Origin of the sequence: Actinomadura sp. NBRC 104425 (assembly GCF_030269545.1) — a bacterium.
GTDB lineage: Bacteria > Actinomycetota > Actinomycetes > Streptosporangiales > Streptosporangiaceae > Spirillospora > Spirillospora keratinilytica.
The window spans coordinates 25143-42742 of sequence record NZ_BSTN01000007.1; the positions used below are offsets into that span (position 1 = coordinate 25143).

Here is a 17600-nt window from a genome sequence, read left to right on the forward strand (position 1 = left end):
GGGTCATTACGCTCGGGGCACGGACATCGCAACGACACCCCCGGACGGCGAGATGGACGCACCGCACGACGTCGTGATCATCGGAAGCGGGTTCGGCGGGATCGGCATGGCGGCCCGGCTGCTGGCGGCCGGGGTGCGCGACGTGGCGGTCCTGGAGAAGGCCGCCGGGCTCGGCGGCACCTGGCGGGACAACACCTATCCGGGAGCGGCCTGCGACATCCCCTCGCACCTGTACTCGTTCTCGTTCGCGCGCAAGACCGACTGGAGCCGCCGCTTCCCGCCGCAGGAGGAGATCCTCGCCTACCTGTGGGACGTGGCGCGCGAGCACGGCGTGCTGCCGCACATCAGGTTCCGCACCGAGGTCACCGGGGCGCGGTTCGACGAGCGGGCCGCGGTGTGGCGGGTGTCGACCGCCGGCGGCGGCGAACTGGCGGCGCGGGTGCTGGTCAGCGCATGCGGCCAGCTCAACCGGCCCGCGCTGCCGCAGATCGAGGGCCGCGACTCCTTCGCCGGGACCAGCTTCCACTCCGCCCGCTGGGACCACGGCGCCGACCTGGCCGGCCGGCGGGTCGCGGTGATCGGCACCGGCGCCAGCGCGATCCAGATCGTGCCGGAGATCGCCCCGCGGGCCGGGCGGCTGACGGTGTTCCAGCGGTCCGCCCCCTACGTGATCGACAAACCGGACCGGCCGTACCGGGCGTGGGAGAAGGCGCTGCTGGCCGCCGTCCCGGCGCTGCACGACCTCAGCCGCGCCCGGATCTACCTGTCGTACGAGTCGCGGGCGCTGGGTTTCGTCAAGTACCCCTGGCTGATGAAGCCGCTGGAGTGGCGGTTCCGGCGCAACCTGCGCACGAAGGTGCCCGACCCGCGGCTGCGCGCCCGGCTGGTCCCCGACTACCCGATGGGCTGCAAGCGCATCCTGCTGTCCGACGACTACTACCCCGCGCTCCGCCGCCCCGGCGTCGAGCTGGTCACCGACCCGATCACGCGGATCACCCCGACCGGCGTGCAGACCGCCCGCGCCGCCTACGACATCGACGTGATCGTCTACGCCACCGGGTTCCACACCGACGGCTTCCTCGCCCCCATGACGATCGTGGGGCGGGACGGCCGGACCCTGGACGCGGCGTGGCGCGGCGGCGCCCGCGCCCACCTCGGCATCACCGTCAGCGGCTTCCCCAACCTGTTCCTGCTGTACGGCCCGTACACCAACCTCGGCCACAACTCGATCATCTACATGCTGGAGTCGCAGATCAGGTACGTGCTGGGCTGCGTGCGGGCGCTGCGCGAGGCCGGCCTGGCCTGGATCGACGTGCGCCCCGACGTGCAGGACGCCTTCGACCGCCGGATGCAGGAGCGGATGCGCTCCACCGTGTGGGAGGCCGGCTGCTCCAGCTGGTACCAGACCGCCGACGGCAAGGTCGTCAACAACTGGCCGGGGTTCACCTTCGCCTACCGGCGCGCCACGCGCCGCCCCGACCCGCGGCACTTCCGGGCGGGACGCGCCCGTCCCGCCGCCCCCGTCCGCGCCGTCCCGGGGTGACGCCGTAGGGTCGGGGCATGCCGACTGCTCTGATCACCGGCGCCACCGCCGGCATCGGCGCCGCGTTCGCCCGCCGGCTGGCGTCCGACGGATTCGACCTGGTCCTGCTGGCCCGCGACGCCGAACGGCTCGACCGCACGGCGCGCGACCTCGCCGACCGGTACGCGGTCCGGGTCGAGGCGCTGCCCGCCGACCTGGCCGCCGACGAGGGGCTGGCCGCGGCCGAGCGCCGCGTCCGCGACGGCGTGGACCTGCTGGTCAACAACGCCGGGTTCGGCCACGGCGGCCTGTTCCTGACCGTTCCGCTGGAGAACGAGCTGGTGATGCTGCGGGTGCACTGCGAGGCGGTGCTGCGGCTGACGCATGCGGCCCTGCCCGGCATGCTGGAACGCGGCCGCGGCGGGATCATCAACGTCTCGTCCACCGCCGCGTTCCTGGTGCGCGGCACCTACGGCGCGTCCAAGGCGTGGGTGGTGAGCTTCAGCAAGGCCGTCGCCGCGGACATCGCGGCGCGCGGCGGCCACGGCGTGCGCGTCATGGCGCTGTGCCCGGGGTTCGTGCGCACCGAGTTCCACGAGCGGGCCGGGATGGACGTCTCCCGCTTCCCCGAGGCGATGTGGCTGGACAAGGACATGGTCGTCGACACGGCGCTGCGCGACCTGCGCCGCGGTGTGCACGTCAGCGTGCCCGCCGCCCGGTACAAGGCGGTGGTCGGGCTCAGCCGCCTGGTGCCGTCGTCGCTCGTCGCGCGGGTGTCCTCGCGCCTCGGCCGCCGCTACCGCTGACCCGCCCGCCGGAGTGATCGCCGCCGCGCCGGAGCCGTCTGCGTTGCGGAGCGTACCCGGTGACGTGGATGCTTGGGACCATGCGGGTCTTGGTGACGGGGGCGGCCGGCTACGTCGGGTACGCGGTGGGACGGCGCCTGGTGGCGGCCGGGCACGCGGTGGACGGGCTCGTCCGCGACGCCGGCCAGGACCTGCCGCCGGGCGTGCGGCCCCTGGTCGGCGACCTGCTCGACCCGCCCGCGCTGCGGGCCGTGCTGACCGAGCCGTACGACGCGGTGTGCCACCTGGCCGCGCTGACGCGGGTCCGCGAGTCGTTCGAGGAGCCGCTGCGGTTCTTCGCGGTCAACGTGCAGGGCACCGTGAACCTGCTGGACCTGCTGGCCACCGGCACCCGCGTGGTGTACGGGTCGACGGCCGCCGTCTACGGCACGCCCGAGTGGCAGCCGATCCACGAGGACCAGACCCCCGCCCCCGCCAGCCCGTACGGCGCGTCCAAGCTGGCCGCCGAACAGGTGGTGCGCTGGCACGCCCGCACCGGCGCGATCGGCGCGGTGGTGCTGCGCACGTTCAACGTCGCCGGGGCGGTGGACGGGCGCGGCGACCCCGACCCGACCCGGCTGATCCCCCGGGCGCTGGCCGTGGCGGCCGGGGAGGCGCCGCACCTGGAGATCAACGGCGCCGGCGACGCCGTCCGCGAGTACGTGCACGTGGACGACCTCGCCGACGCGCATGTGCGCGCCCTGTCCGCCGTCCGGCCCGGCGAGGACCGCGTCTACAACGTCGGCAGCGGCGCACCGGTGTCGGTGCGCGACGTGGTGGCGGCCGTGGAGAAGGTCACCGGCCGCCGCGTGCCGACGGTGCGCCGCCCGCCGCGGCCCGAGCCGCCGCTGCTGATCTCCGATGCCACCGCCGTCCGCCACGACCTGGGCTGGCGGCCGCGGCGCTCGGAGCTGCCCCGCATGATCGCCGACGCGTGGGCGGCCCGCACCCGCGCGGCGGGATAAACTCCCAGCGTGTCCGAGCCGAAGTTCGAAGTCCAGATGCTTCACGACCGTGTCATGATCAAGGTCGAGAAGGAGCCCGGGGAGCGGCGCAGCACCGGTGGCATCGTCATCCCGGCCACGGTGGAGCAGTCCAACCGGCTCGTGTGGGGCCAGGTCTGCGGCGTCGGTCATCACGTGCGCACGGTCAAGGTCGGCGACCGGGTGCTGTTCCACCCCGACGACCAGTACGAGGTGGAGATCCAGGGCGAGAACTACCTGGTCATGCGGGAGCGGGACCTGCACGCGATCGCCAGCGAGCGGCCCGAGCACGGCACCGGCCTGTACCTGTGACGGCCCGCCGGCGTCGGCCGCGCCGCCGCTTCCGGGCCGATACTGCACCGATTTCGTACGCCTCACTCCCTTCCTGACTGTCATGACGGCATCGCTCAGAGATGCCAGAATGTGACTCCTCCACGAATCCGGGGGGCCGGCACAGGAAACGGCGGCGGGATGACAGAGCGCGGAACACGGCCGGGCGCGCGCCTCGACGCGCCCGCGAGCTCACGGATCACAGACTTCTCGCTGGGCGGCAAGGACAACTACGCACCCGACCGCCGGACCGCCCTCAGGGCGCTCGAGGCGCTGCCCGCCGCCCGGCTGCTGCCCCGGGAGAACCGCAAGTTCATGCGGCGGGCCGTGCGGTACCTGGTGGCCGCGGGCATCCGGCAGTTCCTGGACGTCGGGTGCGGCCTGCCCGGCAAGGGCAACGTGCACGAGGTCGTCCACGGCGCGGACCCCGCCGCGACCGTCGTGTACATCGACAACGACCCGGTGGCGGTGGTGCACTTCCAAGCGCTGCTGCACGCGGTGCCGACGGCGACGGCGGTGTGCGCCGACGCCCGCGACCCGGCCGCGATCCTGACGCATCCCGAGGTCACCGCGCTGATCGACTTCACCCGTCCGGTCGGGGTGCTGATGTTCTGCGTGCTGTCGCACTTCGCCGACCCGCAGCGGGCGCACTCCACGGTCGCCGCGTTCCGCGCCGCGATGGCTCCCGGCAGCCACCTGGCGCTGAGCGACTTCACCGACGAGGCGCTGACCGACCGCGAACGCGAGGTGTCCGCCGAGCTGATGCGCGAGAGCGGCATCCACCTGTCCTTCCGCCCCCGCGACTGCCTGGCCGCCTACTTCGACGGCCTGGAGCCGGTGGAGCCGGGGCTGGTGCCCGCCCCCGAGTGGCGCCCCGACCGGCCCTACGAGCGGCCGACCGGCTGGCTGCTGGCGGGCGTCGCCCGCAAACCCTGAGACCGGCCGGGCCCGCCGGGTCACACCGCGACGGTCACCGTGGAGCCCTCGCGGCGCTTGCGCAGGCGCAGCTGCGCGGGGATGCGGGTGCGCAGCTCGGCGACGTGGCTGACGACGCCGACCGCGCGTCCGCCGTCGCGCAGGCCGTCCAGGACGGCCATCACCTCGTCCAAAGTCTCCTCGTCCAGGGTGCCGAAGCCCTCGTCAACGAACAGCGTGCCGATCTCGGTGCCGCCGGCCTCGGCGGTGACCACGTCGGCCAGGCCGAGCGCCAGCGCCAGCGAGCTGACGAACGACTCGCCGCCCGACAGGGTGACCGGGTCGCGGGCCTGGCCGGTCCAGGCGTCCACCACCCGCAGGCCGAGCCCGCCGCCGCCCCTGCCGCGGTCGCCCGCGGCCTTGTCGACGGTGTGCACGAGCGTGTACCGGCCCGCCGACATGCGCGCCAGCCGCTGGTTGGCGGCGGCGACGACCTGCTCCAGCCGCGCGGCCAGCACGTACGCCGACAGCGACATGGCGCGCCGGTTGTCGGGCGACCGGCCGGAGGCCAGACCCGCCATCCGCGCGGCGACGGCATGGCGGTGCGCGGCCGGGCGCCAGGCGGCGACCGCGGCCGCCAGCTCGGCGCGCAGCTCGGCGAGGCGCTCGCGGCGGCGCCGGGCGGACGCGGCGGCGGACGCGGCGGCCGTGTGCTCCGCCTCGGCCGCCTCCAGGGCGGCGCCCAGCGCGTCCAGGTCGGGGGCGGGGGCCTGCGCGGCGGCGGCCGTCTGCGGGTCGTCCAGGACGGCCTGGACGCGGGCCCGCCGGTCGTCGTAGTCGCGGGCCTGCTCGTCGAGAGCGCGGCGGCGCTCGTCGGCGAGTTCGGCGGCGAGCGCGTCGTCGGGGGCCGCGAAGCCCGCCTCGGCCGCCGCCCGGGCCGCCCGCTCCCGGGCCGATGCCAGCTCGGCGGCGGCGTGCTCGGCGTCCCGCGCGGCCTGGACGGCGGCGGCGAGCGCGTCGGCCTCGCCCCGCAGCCGGTCGATGCGGGCCTCCAGCGTGGGGTCGTCGCCGCGCGCGGCGTCGAGCTCGGCGCGCAGCCGCTCCTGCTCGGCGGCCCGCTCCCGGTCGCGGGCACGGGCCTCGGTGAGCGCGTTGCGGGCCCGGTCGAGGCCGGTGCGCGCCTGTTCGAGGTCCTGTTCGCGGCGGTGCAGCTCGGCCTCCAGGCGTTCGGCCTCGGCGGCGCGGGCGGTCAGCTCGGCCAGGGCACGTTGGGCCGCGTCCAGCTCGGCGGCCAGCGCGGCGACGCCCGCCTCGCCGACGATCTCCAGCGCGGCGTCCAGTTCGGCGCGCCGCGACTCGACCTCTACGGCGGCCGACTCGCGCCGCCGCTGGGCGTGCTCGTAGGCGGCCTGGGCGTGCTGCTCGTCGTCCTCGCCGGGGACCGGGCCGGGGGCCGCGGCGGGCTCGGGATGCTCGCGCGACCCGCACACCCGGCACGGCTCACCGGGCCGCAGGTCGCGGGCGAGCGCGGCGGCCATGCCGTCCAGCCGGGCCTGCCGGACCTCCTGGAGCCGGTCGCGGGCCTCCTGCGCGGCATCGACGGCGGCGCGGTGCTCGTCCTCGGCCTTGGCGAGGAGCCCGGCCACCCGGTCGCGGCGTTCGGCGGCGTCCATGCGGCGGGCGGCCTCGTCGACGGCGGCCTGGGCGCCGGGACGCCCGGCGGCGGCGACGCGGGCGTCGTCCAGCCGCACCCGCAGCCCGTCGACGACGCCGGGCAGCTCCGTCAGGATGTCGGCGAGCCGCGCCTCTTCCTGCTCCAGCCGCTCCAGCTCGCGCGCCAGCCCGGCGCGTTCGTCGCCGATCCGCCGCAGCCGCTGGGCGTCGGCGCGCCTGCCCTCCAGGGCGGCGACCTGGTCGCGGCGGTCGCGTTCGACCTTGACGAGCACGTCCTCGGCGGCGCCCGGCGACACCAGCGCGCCGACCCGGGCGCGGGCCTCGGCGGCGCGGGCGCGGGCCCGCTCGGCCTGCCCCTGCCGGGCCGCGGCCTCGCGGATCAGCGGCAGCACGCGGTCGGCCCGGGCGGCGGCGTCGAGCCGCTCGGCGAGCGCGGCCCGCCAGGCGGCCTGCTCGTCCAGCTCGGCGCGGCGGCGCACCGCCTCGGCGTGCCGCTGCCGCAGCTCGTGCAGCGCGCGGCCATGGTCGGCGGCGGCGCGCGCGTCCGCCAGCCGCGCCCGGCTCTCGGCGAGCAGTCCTTCGGCGACCGCGTGCGCGTCGGCCGCGTGGGCCTCCAGCTCGGCCGCCCACGCGGGCAGCGCCTCGACCTCTTCGACGGGCTCGGGGGCGGGCTCGCCCTGCCGGGGTGCGGGGACGAGGGGACGCGCGGCCCGGCGCGGCGGCGCCGACCCGCTGATCTCGGCGACCCGGTCGGCGACCGACTCGGCCTCGGCGCGCAGGGCGGCGGCCTCGCGGTGGGTGTCGCGGCGCCGGTCGGCCAGCCAGTTCTCCACCTGGGTGAAGACCTCGGCGGCGAACAGCCGCTCCAGCACCTTGCGGCGCTCGTCGGCCTTGGCGCGCAGGAACCCGGCGAACTCCCCCTGCGGCAGCATCGCCACCTGGCAGAACTGGTCGCACGTCATGCCGAGCAGCCGCCCGATCAGGTCGCCGGCCTCGTCCAGCCGGGTGGACAGCGCCACCCACCGGCCCCGCTCGAACTCCTCCAGCGTGACCTTGGCCTGCTCGACCCGGGTGCCGCGGCCGCGCAGCTTGGGCCGCTCCCACCGCGGCGACCGGGTGACGCGCAGCCGCCGCCCCCGGATCGTGGTCTCCAGCACCACCCGCGGGGCCGCGCCCGCAGGGGCGTGGTCGCTGCGCAGGCCGGTGGCGTCGTTGCGGCTGCGGGCGCCGGGCACCCGCCCGTAGAGCGCGAAGCACACCGCGTCGAGGATGCTGGTCTTGCCCGCGCCGGTCGGCCCCTGGATGAGGAACAGGCCCGCGTCCGACAGCGCGTCGAAGTCGATGTGCTCGGTGCCGGGGAACGGCCCGAACGCGGTGATCTCCAGCCGGTGCAGCCTCACGCCGTGCCCCCTTCGCTCACGCCGTGCCTACTTCGCTCACGCCCTGCTCGCTCCGCTCACGCCCTGCTCGCTCCGCTCACGCCTGGGCCTCCTTCTGGCGGCAGGCCTCGAACGCCTCGTGCAGCAGCGCCCGCTCCTCGTCGCCGGCGGGGGCGCCGGTCACCTCGGCCACGAAGTCGCCCGCGATGTCGATCTCGGACTTGGCCCGCACCCGCTCCGACCAGGTGCGCCCGGACCGCCCGCCGCCGCCTTCGAGGGCGTGGCCCAGCACCAGGACGTGCGGGAAGCGGGCGCGCAGCCGCTCCATGGCGGCGGCGGGCCGGTCCGGGTCGGTGAGGGTGATCTGCAGCCAGTGGTCGCGGTAGGCGTCGTAGCGCGGGTCGGTCAGCAGCTCGTCGATACGGGCGGGCGGCAGCCGCTTGAGGGGGCGCGGCACGGGCGCCTCGGCGAACTCGGCCGTCACCGTGCCGTCGTCGGCCAGGTCCACCAGCCAGAAGCCCTTGACGTGGTGCTCCTCGGAGAACGAGTAGGCCAGCGGCGAGCCGGAGTAGCGGACCCGCTCGGTCAGCCGCTGCCGCCCGTGCAGGTGGCCCAGCGCCACGTAGTCGACGCCGTCGAACACCCCGGCCGGCACGTTCGCCGCGCCGCCCACCGAGATGTCGCGCTCGCTGTCGCTGGTCTCCGGCTCCGGGGCCTCGCCGCCGGTGACGAACGCGTGCGCCAGCACCACCGAGCGGGTGCCCGCGGGCCGCCCGGCCAGGTCGGCGCGGATGCGGCGCATCGCGGCGGTGAGCGCGGCGGTGTGCCCGCGCTCGTCCAGCTCCCACTCGCCGCGCACCAGGTCGGGCTCCAGGTACGGGATGCCGTAGACCGCCACGCCGTCGATCAGCACCGGCTCGCCGACCGCCGCCGGGTCGGTGCGCAGGTGCACGCCGGCGGCGTCCATCAGCCCCGCGCCGAAGCCGAGCCGCCGCGCCGAGTCGTGGTTGCCGGAGATCACCACGACGCGGGCGATCTCGCGCAGCCGCCTCAGCGCCTCGTCGGCCAGCTTCACCGCGTCCACCGGCGGCAGCGCGCGGTCGTAGACGTCGCCGGAGACCAGCACGGCGTCCACGCGTTCCGACCGCGCCGTCTCGACCAGGTGGTCGATGAACGCGCCTTGGGCGGACAGCAGGTCCTCGCGGTGGAAGGACCGGCCCAGATGCCAGTCGGAGGTGTGGAGGAATCGCATGTCCCGGCCACCATAGGCGTCACCTCTGACACTTCGGGCACAGAAACGCCGACGCGCCACAAAGGATCAGTGGCCGCCGCAGGCCGGCCGGGCGCCGACGTGGTGGGCCTCCGGTGGGCTCGGGGCGGCGGCGCTGCCTTAGGGTTACCGGCGTGAGCGAGCGTCCCTACGTGCTGCTGAGCTGCGCGATGTCGGTGGACGGTTACATCGACGACGCGAACCCGGAGCGGCTGCGGCTGTCCACCGCCGCCGACTGGGACCGCGTGGACGCCGTGCGCGCCGGCTGCGACGCCATCATGGTCGGGGCGGGCACCGTGCGGCGGGACGACCCCAGGCTGCTGGTGCGGTCCGCGGCGCGCCGCGAGCAGCGGGTGCGGCGCGGCCTGCCGCCCGACCTGACCAAGGTCACGGTGACCGCCGGCGGCGACCTCGACCCCGGCGCCCGGTTCTTCACCACCGGGGAGTCGCCCAAGCTGGTGTACGCGCCGTCCGGCGTGGCGCCCGGGCTGGCCGAGCGGCTGGCCGGGCGCGCCGAGGTCGTCGACGCGGGCGACCCGGTGAGCCTGCCGGCGCTGCTGGGCGACCTGGCGCGGCGCGGTGTGCGGCGGCTGATGGTCGAGGGCGGGGGCGAGGTCCACACCCGCTTCCTGACCGCGGGCCTGGTGGACGAGCTGCAGCTGGTGGTGGCGCCGTTCTTCATCGGCGACCCGGCGGCGCCGCGGTTCGCCGGCGCCGGGGTGTACCCGCAGAGCCCGGCGGCGCCGATGCGGCTGGAGGAGGCCACCCGCATCGGCGACCTGGTGCTGCTGCGCTACCGGCAGGGCGGCGGCCGCTGATGGACGGCGCCGCCCCGCCCGCCGCGCCGCCGTCCGCCGCCCGGCGCGGGGACGACCTGCGCTGGCTGGCGCTGGCCTGCGACCTGGCCGCGCTGTGCCCGCCGTCGGCCACGGCGTTCTCGGTCGGCGCGGTGATCGTCGACGCGGACGGCCGGGAGCTGGCCCGCGGCTTCTCCCGGGAGGCCGACCCGCACGCGCACGCCGAGGAGACCGCCCTGGCCAAGCTCGGCGCCGGTCCGTGGGGCGGGCCGCCCGCGCCGGTGCGGGCGCGGCTCGCCGGCGCCACCCTCTACAGCTCGCTGGAGCCGTGCGGGCGGCGCCGGTCCCGTCCCCGCACCTGCGCGGACCTGGTCCTGGCCGCCGGGATCCCGCGGGTGGTGTTCGCCTGGCGCGAGCCGACGCTGTTCGTCGAGGGCGAGGGCGGGGAGCTGCTGCGCGCGAAGGGCGTGCTGGTCGTCGAGCTGCCCGAGCTGGCCGGGCGCGCCCGCGAGCCGAACGCCCACCTGCTGCCGCCGTGACGCCGCCGTGACGTGAGACTCGGGTCTCATCCGGCTCTTGCCAATCCCGGGGGGCGCCGTGCGATGCTGTGACCAAGCAAGCATTCGGTCAAACTCCGCGGAGGTGCGACGGCATGCGCGAGCACGATCGGCTGTTCATCGACGGCGACTGGGCCGCCCCGGCCGGCACCGGCACCATCGAGGTCGTCTCCCCGCACACCGAGCAGGCGGTCGGACGGGTGCCCGAGGGCACCGAGGCCGACATCGACGCCGCCGTCGCCGCCGCCCGCCGCGCCTTCGACCACGGGCCCTGGCCGCGCATGACGCCCGCCGAGCGCGCCGCGGTCCTCGGCCGGCTGGCGGACATCTACGCCGAGCGGCAGCAGGAGATGGCCGACCTGATCACCGAGGAGATGGGCTCGCCCATCCTGTTCTCGGTGTTCGGGCAGGCCGCCATGGCGCAGATGGTGCTGCGCTACTACGCGGACCTGGCCGCCGGGTACGCCTGGGAGGACGAGCGCGCGGGCATGCTCGGCCCGGTCACCGTGACGCGCGAGCCGGTCGGCGTGGTCGCGGCGATCTACCCGTGGAACGTCCCGCAGTTCACGCTGATGATGAAGCTGGCGCCGGCGCTGGCCGCGGGCTGCACCGTGGTGGCCAAGCCGTCCCCGGAGGCGCCGCTGGACGCCTACGTGCTGGCCGAGTGGATCAGGGAGGCGGGCGTCCCCGAGGGCGTGGTCAACATCGTCCCGGCGGGGCGGGAGGTCGGCGCGTACCTGGTCGCGCACCCCGGCGTCGACAAGGTGGCGTTCACCGGCTCCACCGCGGCCGGGCGGGCGATCGGCGCGGTGTGCGGGGAGAAGCTGCGGCGCGTCACGCTGGAGCTGGGCGGCAAGTCCGCGGCGATCATCCTGGAGGACGCCGACCTGGCCGCCACCGTCGAGGGCCTGAAGACGGCGTCGCTGATGAACAACGGCGAGGCGTGCGCGGCGCAGACCCGCATCCTGGCGCCGCGCTCGCGCTACGACGAGGTCGCCGACGCCCTGGCCGCCATGGTCGGCGGGCTGGCCGTGGGCGACCCGGCCGACTACGGCACCGAGATCGGCCCGCTGGTGACCCGCCGCCAGCAGGACCGGGTGGAGGGCTACATCCGGATCGGCCAGGACGAGGGCGCCAAGATCATCACCGGCGGGCTGGACCGGCCGCACGACCGCGGCTGGTACGTGGCGCCCACGGTGTTCGCCGGCGTCCGCAACGACATGCGCATCGCCCGGGAGGAGATCTTCGGCCCGGTGCTGGCGCTGATCCCCTACGAGGACGAGGACGACGCCGTGCGCATCGCCAACGACAGCGACTACGGCCTGGGCGGCTCGGTGTGGACGGCCGACGTCGACCACGGCGTCGAGGTCGCCCGCCGCATCCGCACCGGAAGCTGCGGCATCAACCTCTACGTGCTCGACCCCAACACGCCGTTCGGCGGCTTCAAGGACAGCGGCCTGGGCCGCGAGCTCGGCCCCGAGGGCCTGGAGGCGTACCTGGAGCACAAGGCCATCCCCCGGCCGTCCTGATTCCGGCGGGCCGGGCCGTCGATTCCACGTTCGGGGGACGGGGGCCGTACCGTATGCGCCGTGTCCCCCACCAACGATGCTGCGAGCCTGGACGACGTGCTCGTCGGCGAGGCTGTGCTGGGCGTCTACCGGCAGATGTTCGCCGCGCTGGCGCGTGACAGCGGCGCCGTCGTCGACGACCCCGAGATGGTGGACGTGGCCGAGACGCTCCTCGCCGCGTTCGCCGACGCCGGGGAAGAGGGGCTGAGCCGCGAGCAGATGCGGTACGTGTGCCGGCGCTACCCCGCCGAGGTGTTCGAGAACCGGCTGCGCGTGCTCAAGGGCCTGGGCGCGATCCGCGAGGTGTTCCCCAAGCCCAACCAGCTCCGCTACCGCGCGTCGTTCACCAGCGTGGTGGGGCTGATGTTCATCCGGCGGATGATGCTGGACGGCGGCCAGAGCGAGATGCACCGGCTGCTGGCGCTGGAGCAGCTCAACGTCGCCGACCCCCGCATGACGGTCGAGCAGGCGCGCGCGGGGGCCGAGGGGCTGGCGCGCGCGTTCCGCCTGTGGAGCGTCGAGCTGGTCACGCTGACCAACGGCACCATCGAGGAGCTGCGCGAGCAGGCGCCGAAGCTGTGGGGCACCGAGGAGATCCTGCAGCGGGCCGAGCGGCTGCACGGGGCGATCCTGCGGCGCTGGCCCCAGCTGGACCGCACCTGCACCGACCTGCGCGCCGCCATCTACGCCTACGGGGACGCCTCGCGGCGCGCCGCGGCCCGGCTGTCGGACTCGGCGGGCACCACGCGCAACCTGACGCTGCTGCCGCCCGAGACGTGGCGGACGTTCGCGCGCACCGCCTCCCGGGAGGAGCTGGCGGCGGTGCTGGAGGGGTTCGTGTTCGACGCGCCGGCGCCCTGGCACGAGCCCGCCGCGGTGGTGACGGCCGTGCAGGACGGCCCCCGCGCGACCCCGCCCCGTCCGGCGCCGCCCCGTCCGTCCGTGCCCGACCCGGGGCTGTCGGAGGACGCGTCGAGCGACGACGCCGCCGCCGAGCGTCTGCGCGTGGTCGCCGAGCAGGTTCTGCGGGGACGCGACCGGGTCGCCGTGGAGGAGGTGCTCGACCAGGACTGGACCGCCGCCCGGCGGCTTCTGGCCGACCTGTCGTCGGCGCATCTGCATCCGGAGCTGCCCTACCGGCTGGTGTGGTCGGACGGGCTGGATTCGCGTCCGGACGGGTCCCCGACGTGGCTGTCCCCCGGCGTGTTCGAGAGGACCGGCACGTGAGCGCGCCCGTGCCTGCGCCCGTGCCGTCGTCCGCACCGTCGTCCGTGCCCGCTGAGGTGCTCGCCCGGGCGCGGGCGCGTCTGCTGGGCGCGCACTCGATCGCGGTGTCGGACCCCGCTCCGCCGGGGCTGGTCACCGCGAGCGACGGTTCGCGCGTGTGGCTGCTGTCCCCGTGGCCCGACGGCGCCACCCCGGCGGTGCTGGAGGAGTACGACATCGCGCCCATGCCGCTGGACCGCCCCGGCCAGGCGCGCCGTGTGCTGGCGGCCGCGCTGCGCTGCTGCTGGCCCCGGCTGGACGAGGCGCCCTGGCCCGGTGAGCGCGTCCCCGTGGGCGACGTGCTGGAGGTGTACGCGCGCATGTCGCGGGGCGACCCGGAGCTGGCGCGCCGCTGGGCGACCGGGGAGCTGCGCCGCCTGCACGACACCGGGTGGCTGCTGCTGGACGAGGAGGCCGCGACCGTCCGTCCCGGCCCCCGCATCGCCCTGTGGCCCGAAGACTCGCTGGGGTCGCTGCGCGACCTGATCCGCCGCCTTCCCCGGCCGCCCGAGCCGCTGCCCCGCGTCGACGAGCAGGCCGCCCCCGCGGACGAACGGCGCGAGCCGGACGTGCCGCACGAGCCGCAGGAGCAGGGCGGGCCCGTGGAGGATGCGGGTGAGTGAGCTGTTCGAACCGCTGCTGCGTTCCTACGACGAGAAGCGGCGGGCGGAGCTGGTGGCCGCCTACATGGCGGTGGAGCACGCGGCCGAGCCGGTGCCCGAGGTGCGGTTCCCGGCGCTGCGCGAGCCCGCCCTGCGCCGCACCGTCGAGGAGATGCTCGCCCTGTCCGGCCGCACGCTGGTGCGCACGGCCGTCAAGGGCGGTTCGCCGCGCTGGACGTCCGCCTACCGCGACGACGTCGCCGAGGCGCTGGCCGCCGACCCGGCGTGCGTGCCGCCGCCGGACGAACGCGCGGTGCTGACGCTGATCCTCATCCACTCCGTCGCGATCCCCCGCGCCACCGGCCTGCTGCCGGACGACTCGTGGCTGTCGCCGTATCCGACGCCGCTGGAGGAGCTGCGGCGCCGCTCGCAGCTGCCCATCGGGGAGCTGGAGGCCGCCCTGCGCCGCCTGCGCCTTGCCGGGCTGGTGTCGCAGGTGAAGGCGGGGCCGGACGAGCAGGGCGGGTTCGTCCCGGGCCCGCAGTTCCACCGGCTCACCGAGGCCGCCCGCCGCCGGCTGCAGGAGGAGCTGATCCTGGCGGCGGGCCCCGGCTCGCCGCTGGCCGCCACCATCCGCGCCCGCCGCCACAGCCGCGCCCGCGCCGCCTCTCAACAGGCCGCCGCACAGCAGTCCGGCGCGCAGCAGTCCGGCGGGGCGGAACCGACGCATCAGGGGGAGAACGAATGACGGCCGTCCTCGAACCGCTGGTGCCCGGCCCCGCGTCCGGGCCGGGGGACGACGAGAACGTCGTCGGGGACCGCGTGCTCATCGCCGTGCAGGCGGTGAACATCTCGCGGCTGTCCACGCATCCGGTGCCGACCGTGCCGGGCACGCTGATCGTGGTGGCGGGGCAGGGCCCCAAGGACTCCAACGGCGCGGGCAAGTCGTCGTTCATCGCGGCCATCACCGCGCTGCTGGGCGACGAGCAGTGGCGGTTCGCGTCCGGTGCGCGCGCCGTGGCCGAGCTGCTGTTCAACGCCGAGCTGGCGGCGCAGGGCGAGAGCCGGTGGGCCAGCGCCGACCACGGCTACATCATCGGCGTGTTCGACCACGCCGACTCCCCCGAGGAGGACGGCGCGTCGGCGGTCACGGTGTGGCTGCGCGTCAACGCCGACGCCCCGCACCTGGAGATCCGCTGGCGGCGCGGGGTGCACCTGGCGTCGGCCCCGTCGGAGGCCGAGCGGGTGTCGATGGCCGACCGGCTGTGGGCGGGCCTGCCGCGCAGCGCCGGGCGCCGCGACTTCGTCGCCAAGGACCTGACCCGCGTGCTGTACGGCGGGCAGGTGCGGTGCGTGTCGTTCCTGTCCACGTCGGTGCGCTCCAGGGTCGCCACCAACCTGCTGTCGCAGCCGCTCAACGAAATCCCGCCGGAGCGGATCTTCAGCGCGATCGCCGCGCTGACCGGGCTGGACCGGGAGCTGGAGGCCGAGCGGGTGTCGCGGGCCGAGGAGCACCGCGAGCGCGCCAAGGCCGCCGAGGCGGCCGAGCGCCTGGCCGCATGGGAGCGGGAGGCGGCGGCGCTGCTGAAGACCTTCGACCGCCGCGACAAGGCCCGCGAGCAGGTCGCGGCGGCGGTGCGGAACTGGCGGACGCGGCAGGCGCGGCTGCTGGTCGACGCCGCGGCGGCCGACGCGGCGCACGCCGCCGAGGCGGAGCGGCTGCACCGGGACGCCGCCGCGGCCGCCGCGGCGGTCAAGGCGGCGGAGCGGGAGGTGGAGCAGCTCACCGGCGGCGCGCTGGACGAGCGGCTGGCCGAGGCGGGCGCGGTGCTGGCCGACCTGAAGGGGCAGGCCGACGCGCTCGGCGCGGACAAGGCGGTGGCCCGCAACGGGCTGGAGGAGCTGCGCCGCCGGGTGTCGGCGCTGGAGGACCGGCGCCGCGACGCCGACGGGCGCGACACCGACGCCGCGCGCCGCGAGCTGGCCGAGGCCGAGGCCCGGCGCGACGAGGCGCAGCAGGAGTTCGGCATGGCCCGGGGCGCGGTGGCGCGGGCCGAACGGGAGCTGGCCGAGGCCGAGGCCGGGGAGAGCAGCGCCCCGGCGCAGATCCGCGCGCTGGCGGCGGCGGGCGTCGCGGCGGTCGGGCTGCTGGACGCGGTGGAGCTGGCCGAGGAGGTGCGCGAGCGCTGGGAGGCGGCGCTGTGGCCGTACCGGGAGGCCGTCGTGGTCGGCCCCGGCGACCTGGACGCCGCCATGGAGGCGCTGCGGGGCCTGCCCGGCTCGATGATCGTCCCGGCGGACGGCGAGCTGGCGGCGGACGCCGGCGCCGCCGGACGCGACGGCCATCCGCCGGGCGTGCGGTGCGGGCTGCCGCTGCGGCGGTTCTTTTCCGCGCTCGACGACGGCGACGGCACCGGCGTGGTGATCGTCGGCGGGTTCCCCGAGCCGGTGACGGGGCGGGTGGCGCGCGTGCAGGCGGCGCGGGCGGCGCTGGAGGAGGCGCGCGAGGCCCTGGAGGCCGCCCGGGAGCGCACCGCGCAGGCCGCGGCGGACGTGGCGCAGGCGCAGCGGCGTCTGGCGGGCGCGCAGGCCGCCGCCGAGCTGGAGCTCGTCCGCGAGCAGATGACCGGGCTGCGCGAGCGGCTGGAGGAGCTGGCGGCGGCCGAGGAGGCGCTGCAGCCGCGGCTGGAGGCCGCCGAGCAGGAGCTGCGCCGCCTGCAGGCCAAGGCCGACACGCGCGCGTTGGAGGTGGACCGGCTGCGCGGCCGCCGCGAGGCGCACGAGCGCACCCGCGAGCAGATCCACGCCAAGATCATCGAGTTGGAGGGGCGCCGCGCCGCGCTGGGCGTGGCCGAGCTGGAGAAGGAGTGGGGCGGGTCGCGGGAGGCGGCCGCCGAGTGGCTGGACGCCCTCACCGACGACGAGCGGACCTGGACGCCCGACGACTGGTGGCACACCGCCGAAAAGCACCTGTCGGAGGCGCTGCGCCTGGTCTTCCCCGACGGCATGGCCGACGAGGACATGCCCGAGGAGATCCGGTTCCTGCTGCGGGAGCGCGCCGAGGGCGAGGGCCGCCGCACCGAACGCGAACGTGCGACGTTCCCCCGCCTCGTCCGGGCCCTGGAGACGTACCTGCGGCAGCAGGAGGACTACGAGCGGCACCAGCGGCGGCAGATCGAGGTGCAGATGGCCGCGCGCCGCGCCGACCTGGACAAGGCGCAGAAGGGCGCGGTGGAGGCGGCGGGCGCGGCCGAGGCGCACCGCACCGCGCTGACCGCCGCGATCCGCACCCGGCTGCAGCGCGTCGCCGAGGAGTTCGACAAGCTGGACGTCGAGTACGGCGGGTACGGGGCGACGCTGGAGTTCCCCACGCCCGAGCCGCCCGCCGACCCCGAGCAGGAGTGGCGGTGGCGCGTCACGCCCAAGTGGCGGCGCGCGGACGGGCAGCGGTACGTCCCCTACAACCGGCGCGCCAACACCGCGCTGATGGACGAGAAGGCCGTCAAGCTGGTGTGCGCGGCGGCGCTGGCGTCCTCCGGCGGCGGCCGGCTGTGCCTGGTGCTGGACGAGCTGGGCCGCAACCTGGGCAAGGAGCACCGCAAGGAGGCCGTTGCGCTGTTCCGCGAGATCGGCGAGTCGCACGGCATCACGGTGATCGGCGCGCTGCAGGACGACATGGAGCCGTATGCGATCGACGCGTGCGGGCAGTACATCAAGCTGCGCCGCTCGTCGGACACCATGCCCTACAACGAGCCGCCCGTCGTGGTCGGGTACGACCGGCACGAGGCGCGGGTGCGGGCGCTGGCCAAGCACGTCACCGCGTCCCGTCCGCCCGTCGGCGAGGACTGAAAAAGGCGGTGCTCTCCGGCGGCGGGTTGCGGCAGGATGGCGG

At 76.1% G+C, this 17600-nt stretch carries 14 protein-coding genes; 12 read left to right on the plus strand and 2 right to left on the minus strand.

Annotated features, from left to right (window positions below):
• Positions 1-52 precede the first annotated feature (52 nt).
• The 5 genes from QSK22_RS13080 (at position 53) to QSK22_RS13100 (ending at position 4616) form a co-directional block, all read left to right on the plus strand.
• Positions 53-1543 carry a flavin-containing monooxygenase gene (locus QSK22_RS13080; RefSeq protein WP_285494380.1) on the plus strand — a complete coding sequence of 497 codons (1491 nt, stop codon included), beginning with the start codon at positions 53-55 and terminating at the stop codon, positions 1541-1543.
• A 17-nt stretch (positions 1544-1560) separates the two neighbouring features.
• Positions 1561-2328: an SDR family NAD(P)-dependent oxidoreductase gene (locus tag QSK22_RS13085; protein ID WP_285494381.1), complete on the plus strand. Its 768-nt coding sequence runs from the start codon at positions 1561-1563 to the stop codon at positions 2326-2328.
• Positions 2329-2408: 80 nt separating this feature from the next.
• A complete protein-coding gene (locus QSK22_RS13090; RefSeq protein ID WP_285494382.1) occupies positions 2409-3332 on the plus strand; it encodes an NAD-dependent epimerase/dehydratase family protein in 924 nt (307 codons plus the stop codon).
• A 9-nt stretch (positions 3333-3341) separates the two neighbouring features.
• Entirely contained in the window at positions 3342-3662 is a 321-nt protein-coding gene (locus QSK22_RS13095) for a GroES family chaperonin (protein WP_285494383.1), read from the plus strand.
• Between the two features lie 159 nt (positions 3663-3821).
• Complete coding sequence (locus QSK22_RS13100; RefSeq protein ID WP_285494384.1) at positions 3822-4616, plus strand: SAM-dependent methyltransferase; 795 nt, start codon at positions 3822-3824, stop codon at positions 4614-4616.
• Positions 4617-4636: 20 nt separating this feature from the next.
• Here QSK22_RS13100 and QSK22_RS13105 read toward each other — a convergent pair whose 3' ends face one another.
• The gene (locus QSK22_RS13105) at positions 4637-7669 is read right to left on the minus strand and encodes an AAA family ATPase (RefSeq protein WP_285494385.1); all 3033 of its coding nucleotides are present in this window, start codon (positions 7667-7669) and stop codon (positions 4637-4639) included.
• 76 nt (positions 7670-7745) lie between these two features.
• The gene (locus QSK22_RS13110) at positions 7746-8900 is read right to left on the minus strand and encodes an exonuclease SbcCD subunit D (protein WP_285494386.1); all 1155 of its coding nucleotides are present in this window, start codon (positions 8898-8900) and stop codon (positions 7746-7748) included.
• A 152-nt stretch (positions 8901-9052) separates the two neighbouring features.
• Between QSK22_RS13110 and QSK22_RS13115 the strand changes: the two genes are divergently transcribed.
• From QSK22_RS13115 to QSK22_RS13145, 7 genes are all read left to right on the plus strand, one after another.
• Positions 9053-9736, plus strand: a complete 684-nt coding sequence (locus QSK22_RS13115; protein ID WP_285494387.1) for a RibD family protein — start codon at positions 9053-9055, stop codon at positions 9734-9736.
• Complete coding sequence (locus QSK22_RS13120) at positions 9736-10254, plus strand: cytidine/deoxycytidylate deaminase family protein (protein ID WP_285494388.1); 519 nt, start codon at positions 9736-9738, stop codon at positions 10252-10254. Before QSK22_RS13115 ends, QSK22_RS13120 begins: the two co-directional genes overlap by 1 nt.
• 113 nt (positions 10255-10367) lie before the next feature.
• A complete protein-coding gene (locus QSK22_RS13125; protein WP_285494390.1) occupies positions 10368-11801 on the plus strand; it encodes an aldehyde dehydrogenase in 1434 nt (477 codons plus the stop codon).
• Positions 11802-11861: 60 nt separating this feature from the next.
• Positions 11862-13067, plus strand: coding sequence for a hypothetical protein (locus QSK22_RS13130; RefSeq protein ID WP_285494391.1), 1206 nt, complete (start codon positions 11862-11864; stop codon positions 13065-13067).
• On the plus strand, positions 13064-13729 hold the full coding sequence (locus QSK22_RS13135; protein ID WP_285494392.1) for a hypothetical protein: 666 nt from the start codon (positions 13064-13066) through the stop codon (positions 13727-13729). Before QSK22_RS13130 ends, QSK22_RS13135 begins: the two co-directional genes overlap by 4 nt.
• On the plus strand, positions 13722-14456 hold the full coding sequence (locus QSK22_RS13140) for a DprA-like winged helix domain-containing protein (RefSeq protein WP_285494393.1): 735 nt from the start codon (positions 13722-13724) through the stop codon (positions 14454-14456). The genes QSK22_RS13135 and QSK22_RS13140 overlap by 8 nt, the downstream gene beginning before the upstream one ends.
• Positions 14453-17557 (plus strand): chromosome partitioning protein ParA, encoded by a 3105-nt coding sequence (locus tag QSK22_RS13145; protein WP_285494394.1) that lies wholly within the window; start codon positions 14453-14455, stop codon positions 17555-17557. The genes QSK22_RS13140 and QSK22_RS13145 overlap by 4 nt, the downstream gene beginning before the upstream one ends.
• Positions 17558-17600: the final 43 nt, after the last annotated feature.

Excerpts from the sequence above, each read along its gene's own strand:
- QSK22_RS13080 (WP_285494380.1), top strand. The coding sequence starts at position 53 with ATGGACGCACCGCACGACGTCGTGATCATCGGAAGCGGGTTCGGCGGG.
- QSK22_RS13085 (WP_285494381.1), top strand. The coding sequence starts at position 1,561 with ATGCCGACTGCTCTGATCACCGGCGCCACCGCCGGCATCGGCGCCGCG.
- QSK22_RS13090 (WP_285494382.1), top strand. The coding sequence starts at position 2,409 with ATGCGGGTCTTGGTGACGGGGGCGGCCGGCTACGTCGGGTACGCGGTG.
- QSK22_RS13100 (WP_285494384.1), top strand. The coding sequence starts at position 3,822 with ATGACAGAGCGCGGAACACGGCCGGGCGCGCGCCTCGACGCGCCCGCG.
- QSK22_RS13110 (WP_285494386.1), bottom strand. The coding sequence starts at position 8,900 with ATGCGATTCCTCCACACCTCCGACTGGCATCTGGGCCGGTCCTTCCAC.
- QSK22_RS13120 (WP_285494388.1), top strand. The coding sequence starts at position 9,736 with ATGGACGGCGCCGCCCCGCCCGCCGCGCCGCCGTCCGCCGCCCGGCGC.
- QSK22_RS13125 (WP_285494390.1), top strand. The coding sequence starts at position 10,368 with ATGCGCGAGCACGATCGGCTGTTCATCGACGGCGACTGGGCCGCCCCG.
- QSK22_RS13145 (WP_285494394.1), top strand. The coding sequence starts at position 14,453 with ATGACGGCCGTCCTCGAACCGCTGGTGCCCGGCCCCGCGTCCGGGCCG.